We start from the raw sequence: 19,554 nt of genomic DNA on the forward strand, positions 1-19,554 counted from the left end.
GTGTTCGTGTGTGCAAACGACTAACCGAATTTTTCAGGAACAGGAGCGGATAGAATGAAGCGAATGGTTCTATATATACTGTTGGGACTGTTATCCATCAGTATGGTACCGGCACAGACTGAAGCATCACCGGTTACCGGAGCGTATCACTTTGGCTTCAAAAAAAGTCAAAACGGTCAACTGCCCTCCATTGATCAGGAAGGCTTCAAATCAATCTTACAACATAACGATGCCATTTTCCTGGGGGATACAAAACAGAAGGAATTGTATCTCACGTTTGATAACGGGTATGAGAATGGATTCACACCTGCCATACTGGATGTTTTGCGTACCAAGAAGGTGCCGGCGGCTTTCTTTGTGACAGGTCATTATCTGAAAGATCAGCCTGAGTTGGTCAAACGTATGGCGGCTGAAGGTCATATTGTCGGTAATCATTCATGGAGTCATCCGGATATGACCTGCATCTCCAATGAAAAGCTTAGAGAGGAACTTGAGAAGGTCAAGACGGAGGTCAATCGGCTGACCGGTCAACAAGCGACCTTTTTACGGCCACCGAGAGGAATTTTTAACAATCGTACGCTTGCAGAGAGTCATGCCCAAGGGTATGTGAATGTGTTCTGGTCTGTTGCTTATAAAGATTGGGATACCAATGTGCAGCGTGGCGCACAATATGCTCATCAACAGGTGTTGAAACAACTCCATCCGGGCGCTGTCATTTTGCTTCATTCAGTATCCAAAGATAACACGGAGGCTCTGGGTTCCATTATTGATGAGGCCCGCAAGCAAGGATATGCATTCAAAAGTCTGGATGATCTGCGGACCAAAAGTTATTGATCCATTATCATAATGAGCAATGGACCAAGTGTAGGTCATTCAAAAGTTTAGCAAAAATATTAAAGGGCATCCTGAGCGATTAAGCTCGGAATGCCCTTTTTAGTTATAACGTTATGCCAGTCCAAGTATTGGATGTACCACATACAGATCCAGAAGAAAGGATTGGATTGGGTAATACGATACGATGTAAAGTGTAATACTATAAAACAGTATTATAGATGATTCCAATCGTTTTCGGGCCGCAATGACTGCATACTACACAACCAGCAGTGGTTAGTTCAACTCGGGCACCCGTCTGTTCCTGCAAAGACTTCTGCAAGTCAAGCGCATCCTCTTCAGCCATGGTGTGCACAACAATCAGCAGGTCTGGATCGATCTGATCCTTCTGGCTGAGCGTATTATTCAGCATTTGTTCCAGAGCTTTCTCCCGTTTGCCGCGCACTTTATAGGCAGGTGCCATCTTGCCATCTGTTACCCGGATGACAGGACGAATCTTCAACAGGCTTCCAATCAGGTTCTGCATGCCCGAACAGCGTCCGCCTTTATGCAGATACTCTAGTGTATCGATAACAAACTCCGTGCGTACATTTGATTTCATCGCCTCAATCAGGTGTGTAATCTGAGTCAGGTTTTGTCCTTTATCAGCAGCATGAACAGCTTTCATCACCATCAGTGCAATTCCTGATGAGAGATTCTGTGAGTCAATGACCGATATTCGACCTTCCGGGAACTCGGAACTCGCTAGTCGTGCATTTTGATAGGTAGAGGAAAGTTCAGAAGATAAGCTGATATATAAAATCTCATCCCCTTGATCTATGTAAGGTTGAAATGCCGTTATGAAATCAGCGGGGGAAGGTGCAGCTGTTTTGGGAAGACGCCCATCTTGGCTAACACGTTCATATAGCTGTTCAGGCTTAATCTCAGCACCGTCTTTCAGTGATTCTTCACCGAACACGACATATAAGGGGATGATACCGATATCGTGCTGCTGGATCCATTCTGGAGCCAGATCACTTGTGCTGTCCGCAAAAATTTTGATTCGTGACATGTCAATCTCCTTTGAAAACAATGATTTTGGCAAAAAAATATAGATTATACTTATGTGTAAACCCATTCATTTTAATTATAAGGAAACATGACGCTGATGCAAAGCGTTACATCAGCGTCATGCCTACCAAGATAAGTCCAACGAATAACAGAATCATGATCCCATTTAATAGGGTTCCGATAATGGCAAAAACTTTCTTTCGATTCTTGAGGACAAGACCAATAATTCCGACGATGCCTCCGGCCAGATTGAGAATCAGGCAGACCAGGATGGCTAATGAAGCCAGAGCCACTGCTGGATGCAAGGCGATCTCTTCTGTCTGCAACGGGGTTAGAACTCCGATGGACTCGTTTACAGCCATGGTGGCAATAAAGAATATCAGAATATAACCCAAGATTGCAACCAACCCAATGACAAAGCTGGCGATCCCAGGTCCGGAATGTTTCAGTGGTGCCATTGGTTGCCTCTCATGATCTGGCGGGTATGCTTCATACCCATTGTTATTGTATGGATCTGCACGGCCAGGATTCTGATCCGTGTTGTTATAACCTGAATTATAGGAATCGCGATTATCCATAATGTTGACTTGCCTCCCTTAATCATCGTACTGAGTGTTATTAACCTAATCGATGAGTAATGATTCTCCTTTTAAAATACAACGATTACATACCTGTTTACTTTTCCATAATTATCGATAAAAATCAAGGATATACGCCAGTTTTCTACGATATTTAGGGTAGGGATAGGTTTAGTAAGTATAAACAGACATATGATCTATGAAGCTCCACCCCGACTGGTAAAGGAGGAGTGGATTCGCTACAATAATAGGAGTGAAGTGTAGTTGAATTAAGGGAGAGAACTTATATGCAACGAAGATGGATGATGCTTGGAGCTGTAATGACCATGCTATCGGTGGCGATTGGTGCGTTTGGTGCTCACATGCTCAAGGATACGATTGGGCCGGCGGCCATAGCTACATATGAGACAGGTGTGCAATATCACATGATTCATGCATTGGCTTTGCTCATTATTGGTTTGACGGCTGGTCAACTTGGAGCATCGACAAAACTGAAGTGGGCAGCGCGTCTGTTGTTTATCGGAATTATTGTGTTCTCGGGCAGCTTGTATGTGCTTAGTATTTCTGGCATCAAGATTCTGGGCGCCATCACACCGATTGGTGGGGTAGCCTTCATTGCCGGATGGTTGTTATTGGCATTAGATGTATGGCAGCGAGGTAAGGATCGCTCCTGATGGGTCCAAACAAATCCCGGAGGGTTCAATTCTACATGAACCATAGAACTAAAAAAGCAACTTGCGTTAGAATGTACCGTCATTCTAACGCAAGTTGCTTTTTGTTTTAATCCGATGAAGTTAGTTACAGGAACTCATCGATTTCATTGGTTCGGAACGTATACACCTGTTTTTCATCGACATGGTAGATGCTCACAATACTGGTATCACGATCAAAATTCAGAATACGGCAAGGAATGCTCTGATGTTTACCGTTCTTGTTATTGACAACAATACGGGTGAGTTTATTCTCTTTGATGAGTGTGTCAATCCACGCATCAAACGAGTTTCCATCGGATACATTGGATGTTTGGGTGGCAGGCTTTATCTCGCTAACCGGTTGTTCTTGTAGATTCTGTGTTTTGACTGGAGCAGGTGAGGCAGGTGTCTGAGCTGCAGTGGACGCCTTCTGTGCTGCGTTGGCTTTTTTGCGTTCGTTGTGAAGTGTGACGAAAGAGTCCTTCTTGGACTGGAGTGTCGCTTCAATAATTTTGCCTAGCTCTATGCCGGATTGAATCCGAAAGTCCGCAATTTGTTCTTCATTGTTTATGAACTCCAACAGGGACTGCAGTGCCAATGCATTTGAGCGGCTCTTAATAAGTATATCGACATTAAATAAAAAGCCGATGTCCTCTTGATTGGATAAGGTTTCTTTCATTCATCCCAGCCCCGTTAAAAATTATGTCAGCTCAAAAAAACGCTTCAATTCACTATATCATTAAAAAGGAAATTATCATAGTGCTAGAGACGCAGAAATATGCCGATTCGAGATGAATCTAGTCCCGGAGTGCCCCTTAAATTCTCTCCAGAATAGAACAAATATTCTTCTTTTTTCATCCCCTGATCGTCCTGTTTGCCTGCGCCAGTCGTGCGGGTCTACTCTATAATTTATTTAATCAGGACAGGAAGCAACAGGGGGAATCGGGAATGGGCAATGCATATCAGGATCGATTGAGATACGTTTATAAAATTACATCTTCCAGAATTAGAAAAGCGGATTATGATCTGCATCTTACTTATCAAGAAGCGACAGTAAATGGAGAAGTAGCATCTATTGGGAGTCATCAGGTGTTTCGTTTTATAGATCGTATTCGAGGCTACAAGGATAGAGAGGCAGATCTGGCTAGAATCAAGTTGGAAATGCAGCAGTTAAAAACCTTGAAAACCAATGCTGAACATAAAAGAACAATGAAGAAATTGCATGAAGAACTGAAAAATCTGAAGTTTGCCGATGATTACCTGCTGGTAGTCATTGAAAATAATAAAGACTATGATCGGCTGAATTCATCGAAAGCTTTCTCCATCAACGGCAAGAAATACAAGCGGTTATTGGCTACGACAGGTGGAGCCAAAAGTTCGACGGTCATTTATGTGAGTGAGGATATTCATCCGCTGTTAGAGAAAAGATTGAACAACGGCAGAGATCCCAATAAAGAGCTGGTTCCTGCCAAACTGGAGGCGTATAAGGCCTTGGCTTGCAGTACAAGCACGCCTGTGTCACATCCCGAGCGGGTATTGGTTGTTCATGATTGTATAACTGAATTTGGCGCAGACATAATTCAGATTGATGATACCGAGACAGAATACCCTCGCATAGAGAGTAGGAAAAATGAGCCTATTCAGATGAACATGAGTGATGGGTTCGGTCTTATCTCTCCTGCACTTAGTGAACGATGGGCAATCGAGCTGGGACATAAATATATCCCGAGTGGATTTTGTATTCGCAATAGCTTCTGTAAAGGTATGGTCTTTACATTTGATTATCACGAATTTGCTGATCGAGTTGCAGGTAATTATATGGTGGACGATGCCTGGGGTAATCCTGTGGATATTCGAGAGATAGACCTGATCATCACAACGTCTATGCTCAAACTATGGAGCTCATACAACAGTATCGACGATTACCTGTTATGTTGCGGTTATTATGGCTACACGTTTAGCGTAACGAAGGTTACACCTGAAGAGCTCGAGGACGAGCGTCATTTAAACTACCAGTTTATTCAGTCGCTCCAATTGGATGATAATGAGATTGGTGAACTTATTCGGCCTACGGTAGACTCGATTAAAAATGTGCTAGGTGAAGACTATCGCAAGGCACTGTTATTTCTCAAAGGAATTCACATCCATGAGAACGATTATAGAAATAGTCCAGATGATTATATTAAAGGGCTGATGGTAGACCCGCGACTTATAGATGATCCTTTTGTGCGCAACAAAATTCATACCTTATTACGTAAGCGAATGAATGAAGCCAAGATCGGAGTTCTAAGAGTGAAAGGCAATTTCAGCATTATATCTGGCGATCCCTATACATTGTGTCAGAGCATTTTTGGCTTGCCTTTAACAGGATTGCTGAGCTCGGGTGAGTTCTACTCCAGATATTGGAATGAACACCATGTGGACCGCGTAGCTTGCTTCAGAGCTCCGATGACTTGTCATAACAATATCAAGGTGCTTCGTTTTCAAAATACAGATGAGATGCAGCATTGGTATCGCTATATGAACACGGTCACGATCTTAAATTCATGGGATACGACGACGCATTCCTTAAATGGTGCAGATATGGATAGTGATCAGGTCTTAACTACAGACAACGACACAATTCTTGGGGCAATTCAGGAGCTTGATGCGATTGTATGTGTACAGAAAACCTCAGCCCAAAAAATTCCGGATGAGAAGGATCTGATTCAGGCTAACAAAGACAGCTTTGGTGATCTGATCGGTTTTACAACGAACAAAATCACGTCGATGTTTGATGTATTAGCCAATTATGAGGAGCATAGTGCAGGATATCAGGAAATGATGTACCGAATTCAATGTGGTCAGCATTATCAACAAAATGCCATTGATCAGGCTAAAGGTATTGAATGTAAAAAAATGCCGAAGCACTGGTATGATATTCGCGCTGCGGTAACCGACGAGTCTGCCTTGAAAATGGTAGCACACAAGAAACCTTATTTTTTTATATACAATGACCCGGAACAGAAAAAAGAATATACCACCTATGTAGAAAAAACGAGTCAGAAGTGCTTGCAGTTATTTGGCATGACTGTGGATGAGTTGTATTCGAATAAGGAGCTATCTCCGGATCAGGAACAGTTCCTGGCACAGTATGAACAGAGAATGCCTGTATCCACAGCACCATCTGTGATGAACCGGTTATGTCATCAAGTGGAAGATGAGTTCAACAAGTTAAAGCTAAAACAGTCCGAGAGTCCATTTGATCATACGATATTGATGAGTACCAAAAAATACTCACAAGCTCGTTACAAAGAGATTCAACGTTTATATCAGATGCATAACGAAGAGCTACGTAGCTATATGACTAACTTGCGCAAGAGTAAGGTGAAAAAGGAAGAAAGATCTGCCCGATGGCAGTTGTTTGTTTCACGCTTTAAGGAGCAGGCGCTGGAGATCTGTAATAACGAAGAAGATCTGTGCAATATGATTGTGGACATGTGTTATCGAAATGCGGAGAAATCAAAGCAATTTGTATGGGATGTGTCAGGAGATCAGATTATTCGCAATCTATTGCTCAGCAATGATCACATCATCCATTATCCGGTTAGAGAGCCGGACGGCGATATTGAGTATGCCGGAAGAACCTTTAAAATGACCCAAATGTATGTGAAGGAGCAGCGCCCTTGAAAATCATTCTGAATGAACGTCATCATGCCGAGCAAGCAATTGCACATGGGAAAATGGATAAGAAGCCAACCAAAACGTTGATTTGTTTAGCTAAATACGGGCTTCAACAAGGGAAGAACGCCGAAGATGCATATGCGTTGTTAAATCAGTTTATGACCAAGTATTATCCAGACTACAATGCTGTCCAGTGGGATACATTTCTCAATCGTATCATTAAGCAGTCTCAGAAGTATATCAAGATAAGGGAGGAGGCAAGCAAGAGCACGCTAATCGAGATTGATCATGTACCTGTAACGCACGAAGAACTTCAAAAGATCAAACAACTTAAAAGTAAACGACTCGAGAAATTGGCCTTTGTTTTACTGGTCTACAGCAAGATTAATAATCGAATCAATGAAAATGATACGTACTGGATTAATAATGAATGGAAAGAAATCTACGGTGATAGTCAAATGGCCGTAAGCAAAAAAGATCAGGGGTTATTGGTGCACAAACTTATTCAGTTAGGGTATCTCAAAGAAAGTCAACGTGTCGATTCAACTAACGTACAGGTTTTGTTCGCTGCGGAGCATGGTGAGGTTGCCTTCCAGTTAGTTCGCTTCGATGATTTTGTGTTGGAGTATTCTCACTGGAAAGGAGAAAACATCAAAAATTGTACCGTATGCGGAAAACGAATGCTTGCAAAATCGAATCGAATGAAATACTGCAAGGAGTGCAAAAAAGCTGGCATTAGTCCAATTAGAAAACTTCTCTAAAGCCAGACACAGCAATGCTTTGCATGGTTGTTCAAGAATTTCTTTAATGATAAGCCAGAGACAGGTTTCCTAGTTATGGGGGAGGTATCAACTTGGAAACAGTCTTATAAAGAAAATATGCTACATAACGCTTAGGTAGGTGAATTATGTCAAATGGGATAACTTTAGCACATGTAGAGTCTTTAATTAGAGAAGCGGTGAAACATAGCGGTCCCGGGCAGCCAGGAGATCCTGGCGAAACTGAACTCGCTATCAAGCGGGCACTGGAGGCTGCTGGCGAAGCCTTACAGGCCGCCGGAAAAGCAAAAGAGGCTTATCAGACGACTCGACTTGTGTATCAGAGTCCAGTTGCTGATTTTGAGGAGTTAAGTATGCAATACCCTTCTCCTGAAATAGGCTGGACGGTGCAGACGTATAAGGATGGTAAAAGATATCGTTTTGATGGACAGACATGGGTAGAGATTGATGTATTTGGTCAAAACCTTCAGGTGGTTAATTCCGATATGGATGGGCTCATGAGTACAGCTGAACACCTGAAATTAAATGAGATTCCGTTGGAAGTAAAGGATCGGGTTATAGTCTTTTGCAAAGAATCACGGGTGTACCCGGAAGTACTGGGGATTTTAGCCCCCTTTCCATTCGATGGCGAGATTTTACATGTAAAGGGCTACTGTGGAGTTTCTGGAGATACCGCGACTGAAATAAGAATTGAACGATCCAAGGATCTCATTCACTGGCAGGATGTGATGGGGAGTCCACTGAAATTTGAAGCATTTCAACATCAAGATGATGGTGAGGCTACATTTGAGGTGAGAAAAGTGGAGGCTGGAGATATCTTCAGAATCAACATCATCGAAGCCGGTTCAAACATTCAACATCTTACGATTCAATTAACGATCAGAACATAAAAAAAGGAGATGGATTATAATGACACAACCAATTATTTCATGGATGGATGCTACACATAGTAATGAGATTATTACCCCTTTTGACTACAAGGTTATTGATGCGGATAGTAAAAGTGATATTTTTATTTTCAATGTATGGAACAATAAAAATGGTGCTTCGGACGTATCTAAAATGGAAGATTGCACGATTACAACGCGAGATATGACTGGTGGTACTGGTGACACGGAGGCTCATGATGTAGAAGTGGTGAAGAATAACTGGTTCCACGTTCAGGTTGATTCCTTGGGGGAGACAGACCTGGAAGAAGAAAGTTCACGTATTGGTAAGGATTTTTCCAAACCCATCGGAACAACAGGCAAGACAACCAAAGATCATACGGGAACCGCTTATGCAACACCATTTGCACCGGGACCGAAAGAAATCCTGGGCGTTAGTAACAATGGAAATCCTCAAGATGCGGCTGGTAACTATGTAACGCTATCCATTCAATGTGTAGTACCGCTGAACGCGAAAAGTGGCAAGCAACAGTTCAAGAAACGTATTTCCTACCGTTACGTGTAAAAAAAGAAACAGTTATGGGACAGGCTATTGCAGCCTGTCCTTTTTATTAAAAGGGGGAAGTCCTGTGATTCTAGGTAATACACAATTTACGCGCTCACCTGTATCTCAAGCCTATGTATGGATTGCTGATTATTATGATGGTACTTATTTAAGCGAATTCGATTTGCAGACACAACAATCAAACAGTTTTTATAAAATTAACAAGGAAAAGTTGGTCTCTTTTGGATTGATCGGGCAAGGATCTCACGTGTATCACAACGTTGCCAACGGTGTATTTCATATTAATGCGGATCGGTACTCTATATCATACGTATGTGAAGAACAAGAATACCCGCTAACGGGTAGGACCTTTCTATACAGTGACATCATTCAATTCAAGAATGTTTCTTCAGATGTGAATATGAGTGGACATTCAGGTCCTGGGAGTTCGGGGGCTTTCAATAATACGATTGAATGTTTTAACTTCGGGTACAAAAAAATGATGAATTTGAACGATGTGCAGATTAACTTTCAATGTGTGTGTTCCCTGCCATTGAAAGAAACTGCTTTTCTCCAAATTAAAATTACCTCAGATCAGGACCTGCCTGGGCAATTAGTTATTCGTAAAAATGGCTTTGTCATAGATCAAGTTGTAGCCCCTCTGAAGGCAAATCATGCAGGAATCATAAACTGGGACATTCGTTGAGTTGGATTTTGAGATGAGAAGGTGGTGAAAGTATGGCGATTCAAGAAATAGCACTGGATATAGATCTATCCATAGGTGTTTTCAAAGATACGATATATCAGGCCCAGAAGTTGAAACTAAGAGAGTTGAGCCAGGATGCGGACGGGAATTCAATCTATCCAGCTAATGGGTCTTGGGAGTCCACTCCCATTCGGATTCAGGATAAGATTGCTTCATTTAAAGGTGTGGCTGCAAGCGTAGATATTGCGGGTGGCGCAGCATACAAGATCTACTGGAGTACATCTGAGGATGGGTTTGAGTGGGGGGCGTATGAGGAAATCTCTGCTAATAGCGCTGTGTCCAAATCGCCTGCAAAGTATGCGAAGGTGAAAATTGAGATTTTTGCAGAAAAGAAATATTCGAACTTTTACATAGACGATTTTAAAGAGAAGGGGAAATACAACAACTCCTTTGTTGAAAGCGATTCGGGTTCACTAGGCTTGAAGAGAATATATCAATTGAACATGGAACGAGCATCGGATACTCCGACAGGGATAGTGCTACGTCAGAAGGTTGAAAATACGAAATTTCAAAAAGTAGATGGAATCAGAGTGAGTAAGGGGTGATTTTATGGCAGTTCCAGCGACTATAGGGCAGTTGAGAGAAAAGCTTTCTGATATGGAGATCGGAGACTATATTGTCTGGAAGTACGACAATACAACAAGTGGATATATTTTTGGAGGAAGTACGACCGGTTATACAGAAATTCCGCTAACAGGAAATCCGTTAGCCAGTATGCCTTTGAAATACTTCTGGTATGCGATCAAAGTGGATAAAGGTTTACTAATAGCAGATAGGGTCGTAAGTAACACGACAACATGGGATTGGTTAAATTCCAATAAGTTCGTCGAAGGTTCGCCACGCATTATAAGTGAAACATCAGGTGTGGTTCGTTGCCCAAGCGGAGGTGTTGCATATGCCGATGCGAGTGGAAATAAAGTTTTAACTACCACAAATACAGGGTATGGGGCTTGGCCTAGGATAAATGAGTGGGATACATATGTTGTTAATTTCCCAATGAATAAGATTCTTTCTGGAAAATCATTAAATGATGTATGGAACTTTAAGTGCATGACATGGTGTAAAGAAACGACAATATCTCTATCTGGAACAGTACCCGGAGGTTGGACAACAGGTGGCAGAACAGTTCGTTCTGAGAATACAACAAACAGCAAAGATAGACTTTGGAGTACAGCTTCTAACTACTCTAATGTAGCAGTGGGCTTTCGTCCAGTATTTGAATATAGGGAGGTGTAATATATGGCAACTGTAGGAGATCAGCTAAAAGAACCAGAGGTAGGATGGAGACGTTATGATGATACACATATAGGTTTAAAGTATACAGGAACTTGGACCACCCCATCCCCATCCAATACAGGTTATTATGGTGGCAGTATAAGAGTAACTAGCCGAGCTGTCGACAATAACTATGTTACATTTTCATTTTACGGAACAAAACTTAGGATAATCTCCGACTTTTATGAGCATAGGCATTCTGATAACGCTATCACGATAGATGGTGTAACAGAGACGTATAGTGCCTTTCGTGCAGTAGGCTCCCCTAGCCTTCAGCAATCCATAGTGTATGAAAAGACTGGATTACCTCTTGCATTTCACACAGTTACCATTGCAACAGGTCATAATCGTATAAATTTCACTTTAGATGCTATAGATATTGATGAAACAGGGTATCTGAGTGGGTATGCTTTAACGGCGACAGAATCTGGATGGAAAAGGTATGATGATAGTCATCCATTTGTGGTTCCCAGTGGGAACTTTGCACGAAATTCAACAGATACTAATTTTCACAACACATCCGCGATATTTATTCAAGATACTACAGGCGAAATAAAAATAAATTTCTATGGAACAAGGTTTAGACTGATCGGAGCTAAAAACACAAATCGGTCAACTAATGTAGAGGTGTTAATTGATGGAGTTTTGGATCAATCATTCTCTCAAAATGGAGCTCTATTGTATAAATCACTTGATTATGAAAGGTCAGGGCTTTCATTAGGCAACCATAGTATCATAATCAAAGGCAATGGATTATATGGATTTGATGCTATTGACATTGATGATAATGGACAACTTATAGCTAGTATTGGTTCCCGATTACCAACTCCAGATGAGTGGTGGAAGAGGTATGATGATAATAATTCGGCTATTAATTATGAAGGAGTAGGTTGGATTTCCGCTACAGGTGATCCTAATACTTATGCAGGGACAGCCCACTATACTTCGTTGAATGGAGAATCATCTAATAGGATCAAATTCAATTTTTATGGAACAAAATTGAGAATCATTGATCTTTATTGGACTAATAGAGTGAATAACGTGACCATAGAAATTGATGGAGAAGTCTCTACATGGAATCCCAACAATCCAGCGAATAAGTATCAAGTATTGGTTTTCGAAATATCAGGTTTAACAAAGGGTTTACACGAAGTGAAATTATCGACAACTAGTTCGAGTGGAACATTTTCTCTTGATGCTATAGACATTGACCTTGATGGTCGATTGTTCCATCCAGATGAAGTAACAAGTGTTACTGAACTTGAGATTGGTAAGCGTATCAGATGTCATTACCAGACTTCAGTAGCGAACAACGTTGGATTGTTTAGCGGATTAGGAGAGCAATCTTCTGATCTTATTCCTATATCAAGTTCTGCAACACCGAATGGTGATTTTTACTTCATTATGGTAGAAGATGGGGATGATCACAAGCTGTTGGTCGCTGATCGAAATATTCAACACAGCATAAGTTGGGACTCTATAAATGCAAATGGAATGGCTGGTGGTGGCGGTGCACCAATTTCATTATTAAAGACAAAAGAGATTTCAACCTCAATTCGACTTCCCACAGGCGGTATCAACGCAACGGATAAGGATAATGAATGGGATAAATATATTGTTAACTCTGCACTAAATGGAGCGATCAGTTCTGGTAGCAATGGTGTATGGAATTGGAGCGGAGCCGCATCATGGACTTCTACAACAAATACTGGTGGATCAGCAAACAGAACTGGACGAGGTGGCACAGGCGGAAATGTAGGAGCGAGTGGATATAATCCAACGTCTTATGTGGGTGCTGCTGCTGCAACTGGCTTTAGACCATTAATGGAAATTGAAATTCTCCCAATGTTTAGATCATTAATTAAGCATGACGCTGAATACAAACGCTTTAAATTGGGGAGCTCTAAAGTGGATAAAACTCTAATCATTACTCCTTTAATGACATCCAATACTACTCCATCAGGTGTAACAAGTGCAAGTAGCATATATAATTCCAGTTATGAAGGATGGAGAGCATTTAATGGTGGAGCAACAGGTACAGAAGATTGTTGGGCTTCAAGTGCTGGCAGTCCTAGTGGGCATCTAGCATATAAATTTAATGATATAACCACATTAAGTATGTATTCCATAACGTCAAGAGACGCATCAGATTTAGGTTCAGCACCTAAAGATTGGACATTTCAAGGATCTAACGATGGGATTAACTGGAGTGTAATTCACACGGTGAGCAACTCAACAGGATGGAGTCAGAAAGAAACTAGGCAGTTTGTTTTAGATAAAGAATATTCATACTTCAATTATAGACTAAATATTACATCTAATAACGGACTGAACTATACTACAGTAGGAGAATTGGAATTAATTAAGAAGAGTATAATTGATGCAATTCCATCTGAATGGAGCATGATTTCAGTAACTTTACCATCAGAAAGCACTTTTATTAATGATGGAATGGATGATCTGTCTGTATTTGATAGAAAGAATGTAGATTTAATTCAGATTATGACTGCCAATGGATCACTAGGATCAGGAAAATTGTTTAAAGGAAGCATTGATCTGAAGAAGTATATTGAAATAAAAAATGTGAGTGTGAAGTAGAGTATGTATGCTCTACTTCTTTTTTTATTTATATGAAAGGAGATAGATTTATGACAGGTGTATTTTGGCAACAACTACCTGGTATCACATTGTCGAATGATGATCTAACTGCAACATCACTAAACCATAATTATGCTGCAGTTGCTACAATAGGTAGGAGTTCGGGTAAGTGGTATTGGGAAGTGGTTTTGTCGGACAATTTAGCAATGATTGGTGTTACTAGCGTCACAACGGGTGTGAAAGTATGGAATACAGTTAATCATAGGGGATATTTCTCTGACGGTAAGAAATGGAGTGGTGCTTCAGGAGTAGCTTATGCGAACACTTTCATTATAGGAGATACAATAAGTATATTGATGGATTTGGATAATGGCACATTGGAGTTCTGGAAAAATGGGGTATCACAAGGAGTTGCATTTAATGACTTAAAAAGTCTTGGAATGATTTATCCAACTCATGGTAGCGGAGCAGCATCAACAGCATCCACTGTAACTGCAAATTTTGGAAAAAAAACCTTTAGATACAAAATGCCTTCTGGGTACGAGAGATATCAGGGATATGAAAATAAAATCTTACTTTCATCAGGCGATAAAGCATATTCTCTAATGAAGAAGTTTTCAGATAATTTGATAGCAATCATGACATCTAACACCACTCCAGCTGGAAAAGCATCTGCAAGTAGCATCTACAGTAATAATTATGGGGCGTGGAAGGCGTTTGACAGATTAGATGATCAATTTCTTTGGGCATCAACATCTAAAATTGGCTGGCTAGCATATGAGTTCTTTAAACCTGTAGTCATTGCTAAATATACTTTACTGGCAAATAGCGCAGAGTTAACTCAAGCACCTAAAAACTGGAAATTTGAGGGTTCTAACGATGGTGTTAATTGGACTGTATTAGATGCACAAACCAATCAGGTTGGATGGCAATCAGGAATGAAAAGAGAATTTGTAATTATTAATAAGAAGTCTTTCATTCAATACAGGGTAAACGTAACGGATAATAACGGAAGTAGTCTGTTATCTATCAGAGGTTTTGAAATGTATAATTATGAAATTAATCCAGATAAATTGGCTATCATCTCTAATCAATCAGAACAAACTTTTATTAGATATGGTATGGACTTATTAGTTGATATTGACCTGTTTAACGGAGTCCTGTCCGTTGAAACCAAAGATAATGTATTAAGTTCAGGCAAAACCTATGAGCACACAATTGATATGTCAAAACGCCGAGTGGATAAAATTACGCTTAGCTAAATTTATGAGGAGCACATCTATAAGGTGTGTTCTATTTAATTTTGAAAGGAGAAGGGTTGAATGGTAACATACACAGAAAATTTGATCCCTATCATGACATCAGATACCACTCCAAAAGGTAGAACTTTTGCAAGTAGTTTTAATCTCAATGGTGCGTTTATGGCATTTGATAATTCTGATACCTATGGATTTGTGAGTGGGAATGGTAGTGTTGGACAACTTGGATATGAATTCGTGAACTCTGTTAGAATTGGCAAGTACGTTGTTAGGAGCTTATCCTCAACTTACTTTGCTCATATGCCTAAATCATGGACATTCGAAGGCACTAATGATGGTGTTAGTTGGACTATTCTCGATACACAGTCTAATCAAATATGGACAACTGCAAATACAGATAAAGAATATATTATTGATTACAATAAAGCTAAAAGATACAAAACATATAGGTTAAACTGGACATCCAACAATGGGGGGGCACAAGTTGTAATAAATGAATTGAAAATGTTTGGAGTCGGTTATTTTGATAAATTCTTGATTTCATCTGAAGACACGACATATTCATTGTACAGAAAGATCGGCAAACCTCTAATTCCTTTGATGGACGGATATGAGAATACAATTGGTAGCGTTATTGGATCAGCAAGTTATTCGACTGGCTACACTTGGAAAGCCTTTGATAGTGATGATACTACCGCTTATGGGACTAACTTCATACCAGATTCGTCAAAACCAATTTATGTAGGCTTCAGATTCAATGATCCTGTGTGTGTAAAAAGATATTCTTTTTTAGCGGGCCTGAGAACATTTAAATTCATGGCATCCAATAATGGAACTACCTGGGATACCCTTGACACCCAAACGTCACTAGTATCGAATACTTCAACAATACAGATGTTTGATATACAGAACGATAAGCTTTATAGCTATTACAAACTAGAAGCGACATTAGCGACTAGTGGAAATGCTTGGGTGAGCATTTTTTCTGTTCAGTTTTATGGATTGATGCCTTCTATTCTATTAGAATGCCCTTCTAGCGAGGGGAGTTATATTCGGAATGGTATGGACAAAGGATTTCAAATCGATACAGTTGAAGTGTTGAATGTTAAACAACATATTAAAGAAGATTCAATTCCGCTAGGATCAGGCAAACTCTTCAGACAACCAATCGACAGGGAGAAGCATAGAGCAAAAAAAATTATATTAGGCTAAATTTATGAGGAACACATCTATATGGTGTGTTCTATTCGTTTTGAAAGGAGATGTTTAAATGGCGAAATACAGCAATAATATTCTTCCAATTTTTACGTCCGCAAGTCCTGTAGATGGTGTATCAATAACAGCAACACCATTCGTTTCTGGATTTGAAGGTTGGAGAATACTTGCGTCTTCAGGCAATGGATGGTATCCCAACAACTCTACATCTGGAAGAGATAGTGGTGTTATTATTATTGAGTTAGACAAACAAAGAAAAATCGGAAAATATGAAATTGAGAGTGGAAGCTATTTTCCGAAAACATGGACAGTGCAAGGTAGTAATACAGGACTTTTTTCTGGCGAACAAGAAGTACTTGCAACTGTATTGGATAGTGAAATTGCACCAGATGGCGTAGAGACTAAGACTTTTATTATTGAAAATCCTAAAAGCTACAGATACTATAAGTTCGATATAACTAAATCGGCTACAGGTACATTTCTTCAAGTGCGTAAGATAAAGATGATGGAGAAGCTTCCAGAACATAAATTCTTAATTTCATCTGGTGCCGAAACACTTTCTATCGTTGCTGGAAAGAAAATCAATGATACTGCAATACCAAAAATGACTTCTGATACAGCACCATCTGGCAGGGCTTTTGCTGAAAGTGTTTATAACACAGCTTATGCTCCTTGGTACGCATTTAATGGTGTTGATGATGCAGAGGGATACGCTTCGCGACAGAGCAGTGGTGGAGTAGGGTATTTAGGATATGAATTCAGTGATTCTATATCATTATATAAATACGCTGTTCGATCTTGCGGATCAAGTAGTCTAAATAAAATGCCGAAGGATTGGACATTTGAAGGCAGTAATGATGGATCTAGTTGGGTTGTACTGGATACGCAGATTAATCAAACTTGGACAACTCAATATACAGATAAAATTTATCTATTAGATGAACATGTCCATTATATGAAATTCAAGATGTATCGTTTAAATTGGACAGCTAATAATGGATTTGCAAATTATACAGATGTAAATGAATTGAAGATGTTTGAAATAATCTTTCCAAAGCATATCAAACTCCCTTCTGCATCTGAAGAAATGTTTGTTAGATATGGAATGGACAAAGGAGATAATATTGATTTGTTTGCAGATACTGGATCAATCAGTTTTCTAAATATTTCACCTGCAACGCTTGGTTCAGGCAAAGTCTTCAAGCAAAAAATAGATACAACTAAAATACCAATCAAGAAAGCATCAGTTACATAACTATGTGAAATGATTGTTTGATTTAGAATTTAGAGAGGAGTGAGACAATGGCAACAATAGGACAATTTTTACCATCTCCAGAATCGGGTTGGCAGAGAATTGATGATCGACATGAGCTAATCACCTACGCTGGAAGTAGTTGGTCAAAACCAGCATCTAGCGATTTATATAACAATACAGCGATGTTAGCATCGACTAATGATAGTACTGTTAAGTTTACCTTTAAGGGTACTAAAATCAGGTTAATCGGTGCTCAATATACAACTGGTAGTAGTGATATTAGTGTCATCATAGATGGAGTAGTTGAAAAAACCACTCAGAATGCTGGATTAGTTTATCAAGTTCTTACTTATGAAAAATCAAGCTTGACTAATAAAGTCCACACTGTCGAAATTAAAAATAATCAAAACGCAAATATTTGGATAGATGCTATTGATATTGATAGTTCTGGTGAATTTGGTGCTACTGGCTTGTACAAAACGCTAGTCTTCCATGCCGATCAATATAAATATATCAATGGTACGAACTGGACAACTCTGATTAATGCAATTCCAACGGAAAATGATTATAAAGAATTCGGGATAGATGATATCACTACTATTCCAGAAGACATGTGGGTAAAGTTGGTAGGCGAAATAGAATTGTGTTATTACACAACAGATTCAAGAGTTTCGAATGCATCCTTTAACATCGAAACCGAACCTTTTACTCTCGAAGAGGAGTGGGCAGACAAGGATATTGAAGTACTTTATTATACAGACGATCCCAATGCAACAGAATCGGTGGTAACAATCGAAACCGAACCCTTCACCCTAGCCGAAGAGTGGGAAGACAAAGAGATCAAAATCATAGAATACACTGATGACCCCAAACAAACCGAATCAACGATCACCATTGAAACTGAACCGTTTACCCTCTACGATGAGCTGGGTGATAGTGTAGACGTTCTATACTACACAGACGATCCCTCCAAAACATCAGCGGAACTAAATATCACGGCTAACTACTCCCCATTGGATGAACTTGAGGGAGATTTTGACGTGGTTACGTGGACGAATGATGAAGAGGTAATTGCAGGGAATCGGGACATGATGCTAACGTATGACGCGCTACCGTTTGAACAATTAATTGTGCAACCAACAGACATAGCGTTATATGGAGACGTGAAAAAGGTTGTCGCTACGAAAGTAACGGAGAACAGTCCGGAAGGTATATTAAGAATGGCTGCTTCGTTCGACTCAGGGCTCACATGGAAGACATACCGTTTCAACAAGTGGCTTGATCTGGATATCCAGGATACAACGTTATTCAAAAGAAAAGGAATGAACCTGGACACACTCAACGCCATCCCTGAAAAGGATCTAATAGCTTTAACTCGAATTGCCTACTACTTCGATAGCAGTAAGCATTATGAAAACAGCTATTCGCTTGACGAAGTGAAAATGGTCGTTGATGCACCGCGACATGCAGTGGAGTTTAGAGATATGTCACTGCAACTGTTAAACACCACAGCCACAATCGACCTGACCTTCTCTGGTAACAAACTTACAGGTGTGCTGGATGATGCAGATCACGGCAAGGTTAAATACCGCGTCTTGTTGAACGGTAAAACGTATTATCCGGCGGATGGCAATTTTACACGACTAGCAGCATCTCCATTCAATATTGAACTCAATATTGACGAGAGAAATGTTAATTTTGGCGTAGAGAATACATTGAAGGTTGAATTTCAGGATTATTGGGGTGCCGTAGACTCACGGGAAATCAAGTTTATCGGATCGTATTCAGGATTAATGTTTATGGATGAGTCTGGAGATTTTCTTTCAGATACCTTTGGTGGTATTTTGAAAAAACTTGATTATGGGGTGATCATTGCCGGACAGACGACGTTAACAAAGAAAGTCAGAATCAAAAACTTGCTTGGTTATGCTGTGGATCATGTTTACCTGGAGATGGATAAGAAATTCGAAACGGATGGTGTTGAAGTCCAATTATCCAGACAGGCCGACCCGTTTCTTCCGATCGATTATCTGACCTATGGTCTGATTCAACCGGAGGATAGCATCGATTTTTATATTCGTATCGCAACTGATATTCATGCCAAGCCGAATCCTAATGGCAATTTTGAAATGAAAGTCACAGCAGACCGGGTGTAGCTCTCA

The 19,554-nt window shown here is 40.2% G+C and carries 17 protein-coding genes; 14 read left to right on the forward strand and 3 right to left on the reverse strand.

The window, feature by feature from the left end:
- Positions 1-54 precede the first annotated feature (54 nt).
- A complete protein-coding gene (gene pdaA / locus NST38_RS09470) occupies positions 55-834 on the forward strand; it encodes a delta-lactam-biosynthetic de-N-acetylase (protein WP_076252385.1) in 780 nt (259 codons plus the stop codon).
- A gap of 199 nt (positions 835-1,033) precedes the next feature.
- Here pdaA and NST38_RS09475 read toward each other — a convergent pair whose 3' ends face one another.
- Positions 1,034-1,882, reverse strand: coding sequence for a DegV family protein (locus tag NST38_RS09475; RefSeq protein WP_036609970.1), 849 nt, complete (start codon positions 1,880-1,882; stop codon positions 1,034-1,036).
- Between the two features lie 106 nt (positions 1,883-1,988).
- On the reverse strand, positions 1,989-2,459 hold the full coding sequence (locus NST38_RS09480) for a hypothetical protein (RefSeq protein ID WP_083684617.1): 471 nt from the start codon (positions 2,457-2,459) through the stop codon (positions 1,989-1,991).
- A 287-nt stretch (positions 2,460-2,746) separates the two neighbouring features.
- Here NST38_RS09480 and NST38_RS09485 point away from each other — a divergent pair, with 287 nt between their 5' ends.
- Positions 2,747-3,133, forward strand: coding sequence for a DUF423 domain-containing protein (locus NST38_RS09485; protein ID WP_017689551.1), 387 nt, complete (start codon positions 2,747-2,749; stop codon positions 3,131-3,133).
- Between the two features lie 124 nt (positions 3,134-3,257).
- Here NST38_RS09485 and NST38_RS09490 read toward each other — a convergent pair whose 3' ends face one another.
- Positions 3,258-3,830, reverse strand: a complete 573-nt coding sequence (locus NST38_RS09490) for a hypothetical protein (RefSeq protein WP_076252384.1) — start codon at positions 3,828-3,830, stop codon at positions 3,258-3,260.
- 269 nt (positions 3,831-4,099) lie between these two features.
- On the opposite strand from NST38_RS09490, the gene NST38_RS09495 reads away from it, so the two are divergent.
- From NST38_RS09495 to NST38_RS09550, 12 genes are all read left to right on the forward strand, one after another.
- Entirely contained in the window at positions 4,100-6,820 is a 2,721-nt protein-coding gene (locus NST38_RS09495; RefSeq protein WP_083684614.1) for a hypothetical protein, read from the forward strand.
- The gene (locus NST38_RS09500; protein ID WP_076252382.1) at positions 6,817-7,575 is read left to right on the forward strand and encodes a hypothetical protein; all 759 of its coding nucleotides are present in this window, start codon (positions 6,817-6,819) and stop codon (positions 7,573-7,575) included. Before NST38_RS09495 ends, NST38_RS09500 begins: the two co-directional genes overlap by 4 nt.
- A 146-nt stretch (positions 7,576-7,721) precedes the next feature.
- A complete protein-coding gene (locus tag NST38_RS09505; RefSeq protein WP_076252380.1) occupies positions 7,722-8,483 on the forward strand; it encodes a hypothetical protein in 762 nt (253 codons plus the stop codon).
- 19 nt (positions 8,484-8,502) lie between these two features.
- A complete protein-coding gene (locus NST38_RS09510; protein ID WP_036609956.1) occupies positions 8,503-9,045 on the forward strand; it encodes a hypothetical protein in 543 nt (180 codons plus the stop codon).
- Between the two features lie 64 nt (positions 9,046-9,109).
- The gene (locus NST38_RS09515; protein ID WP_036609954.1) at positions 9,110-9,730 is read left to right on the forward strand and encodes a hypothetical protein; all 621 of its coding nucleotides are present in this window, start codon (positions 9,110-9,112) and stop codon (positions 9,728-9,730) included.
- A gap of 32 nt (positions 9,731-9,762) precedes the next feature.
- Positions 9,763-10,335, forward strand: a complete 573-nt coding sequence (locus tag NST38_RS09520) for a hypothetical protein (protein ID WP_036609952.1) — start codon at positions 9,763-9,765, stop codon at positions 10,333-10,335.
- Positions 10,336-10,339: 4 nt separating this feature from the next.
- Positions 10,340-11,026, forward strand: a complete 687-nt coding sequence (locus NST38_RS09525) for a hypothetical protein (RefSeq protein WP_076252378.1) — start codon at positions 10,340-10,342, stop codon at positions 11,024-11,026.
- Positions 11,027-11,029: 3 nt separating this feature from the next.
- Complete coding sequence (locus NST38_RS09530) at positions 11,030-13,663, forward strand: discoidin domain-containing protein (RefSeq protein WP_076252376.1); 2,634 nt, start codon at positions 11,030-11,032, stop codon at positions 13,661-13,663.
- A gap of 50 nt (positions 13,664-13,713) precedes the next feature.
- The gene (locus tag NST38_RS09535) at positions 13,714-14,925 is read left to right on the forward strand and encodes an SPRY domain-containing protein (RefSeq protein WP_341343919.1); all 1,212 of its coding nucleotides are present in this window, start codon (positions 13,714-13,716) and stop codon (positions 14,923-14,925) included.
- 60 nt (positions 14,926-14,985) lie between these two features.
- Entirely contained in the window at positions 14,986-16,134 is a 1,149-nt protein-coding gene (locus NST38_RS09540) for a hypothetical protein (RefSeq protein ID WP_076252372.1), read from the forward strand.
- Between the two features lie 58 nt (positions 16,135-16,192).
- On the forward strand, positions 16,193-17,392 hold the full coding sequence (locus tag NST38_RS09545) for a hypothetical protein (RefSeq protein ID WP_076252370.1): 1,200 nt from the start codon (positions 16,193-16,195) through the stop codon (positions 17,390-17,392).
- 47 nt (positions 17,393-17,439) lie between these two features.
- Positions 17,440-19,548, forward strand: coding sequence for a hypothetical protein (locus NST38_RS09550; protein WP_341343920.1), 2,109 nt, complete (start codon positions 17,440-17,442; stop codon positions 19,546-19,548).
- Positions 19,549-19,554 lie beyond the last annotated feature (6 nt).

Source organism: Paenibacillus sp. FSL H8-0104, assembly GCF_038050215.1.
GTDB classification, from domain to species: Bacteria; Bacillota; Bacilli; order Paenibacillales; family Paenibacillaceae; genus Paenibacillus; species Paenibacillus amylolyticus.

Excerpts from the sequence above, each read along its gene's own strand:
- pdaA (WP_076252385.1), top strand. The coding sequence starts at position 55 with ATGAAGCGAATGGTTCTATATATACTGTTGGGACTGTTATCCATCAGT.
- NST38_RS09475 (WP_036609970.1), bottom strand. The coding sequence starts at position 1,882 with ATGTCACGAATCAAAATTTTTGCGGACAGCACAAGTGATCTGGCTCCA.
- NST38_RS09480 (WP_083684617.1), bottom strand. The coding sequence starts at position 2,459 with ATGGATAATCGCGATTCCTATAATTCAGGTTATAACAACACGGATCAG.
- NST38_RS09485 (WP_017689551.1), top strand. The coding sequence starts at position 2,747 with ATGCAACGAAGATGGATGATGCTTGGAGCTGTAATGACCATGCTATCG.
- NST38_RS09490 (WP_076252384.1), bottom strand. The coding sequence starts at position 3,830 with ATGAAAGAAACCTTATCCAATCAAGAGGACATCGGCTTTTTATTTAAT.
- NST38_RS09495 (WP_083684614.1), top strand. The coding sequence starts at position 4,100 with ATGGGCAATGCATATCAGGATCGATTGAGATACGTTTATAAAATTACA.
- NST38_RS09505 (WP_076252380.1), top strand. The coding sequence starts at position 7,722 with ATGTCAAATGGGATAACTTTAGCACATGTAGAGTCTTTAATTAGAGAA.
- NST38_RS09510 (WP_036609956.1), top strand. The coding sequence starts at position 8,503 with ATGACACAACCAATTATTTCATGGATGGATGCTACACATAGTAATGAG.
- NST38_RS09520 (WP_036609952.1), top strand. The coding sequence starts at position 9,763 with ATGGCGATTCAAGAAATAGCACTGGATATAGATCTATCCATAGGTGTT.
- NST38_RS09525 (WP_076252378.1), top strand. The coding sequence starts at position 10,340 with ATGGCAGTTCCAGCGACTATAGGGCAGTTGAGAGAAAAGCTTTCTGAT.
- NST38_RS09530 (WP_076252376.1), top strand. The coding sequence starts at position 11,030 with ATGGCAACTGTAGGAGATCAGCTAAAAGAACCAGAGGTAGGATGGAGA.
- NST38_RS09535 (WP_341343919.1), top strand. The coding sequence starts at position 13,714 with ATGACAGGTGTATTTTGGCAACAACTACCTGGTATCACATTGTCGAAT.
- NST38_RS09540 (WP_076252372.1), top strand. The coding sequence starts at position 14,986 with ATGGTAACATACACAGAAAATTTGATCCCTATCATGACATCAGATACC.
- NST38_RS09545 (WP_076252370.1), top strand. The coding sequence starts at position 16,193 with ATGGCGAAATACAGCAATAATATTCTTCCAATTTTTACGTCCGCAAGT.
- NST38_RS09550 (WP_341343920.1), top strand. The coding sequence starts at position 17,440 with ATGGCAACAATAGGACAATTTTTACCATCTCCAGAATCGGGTTGGCAG.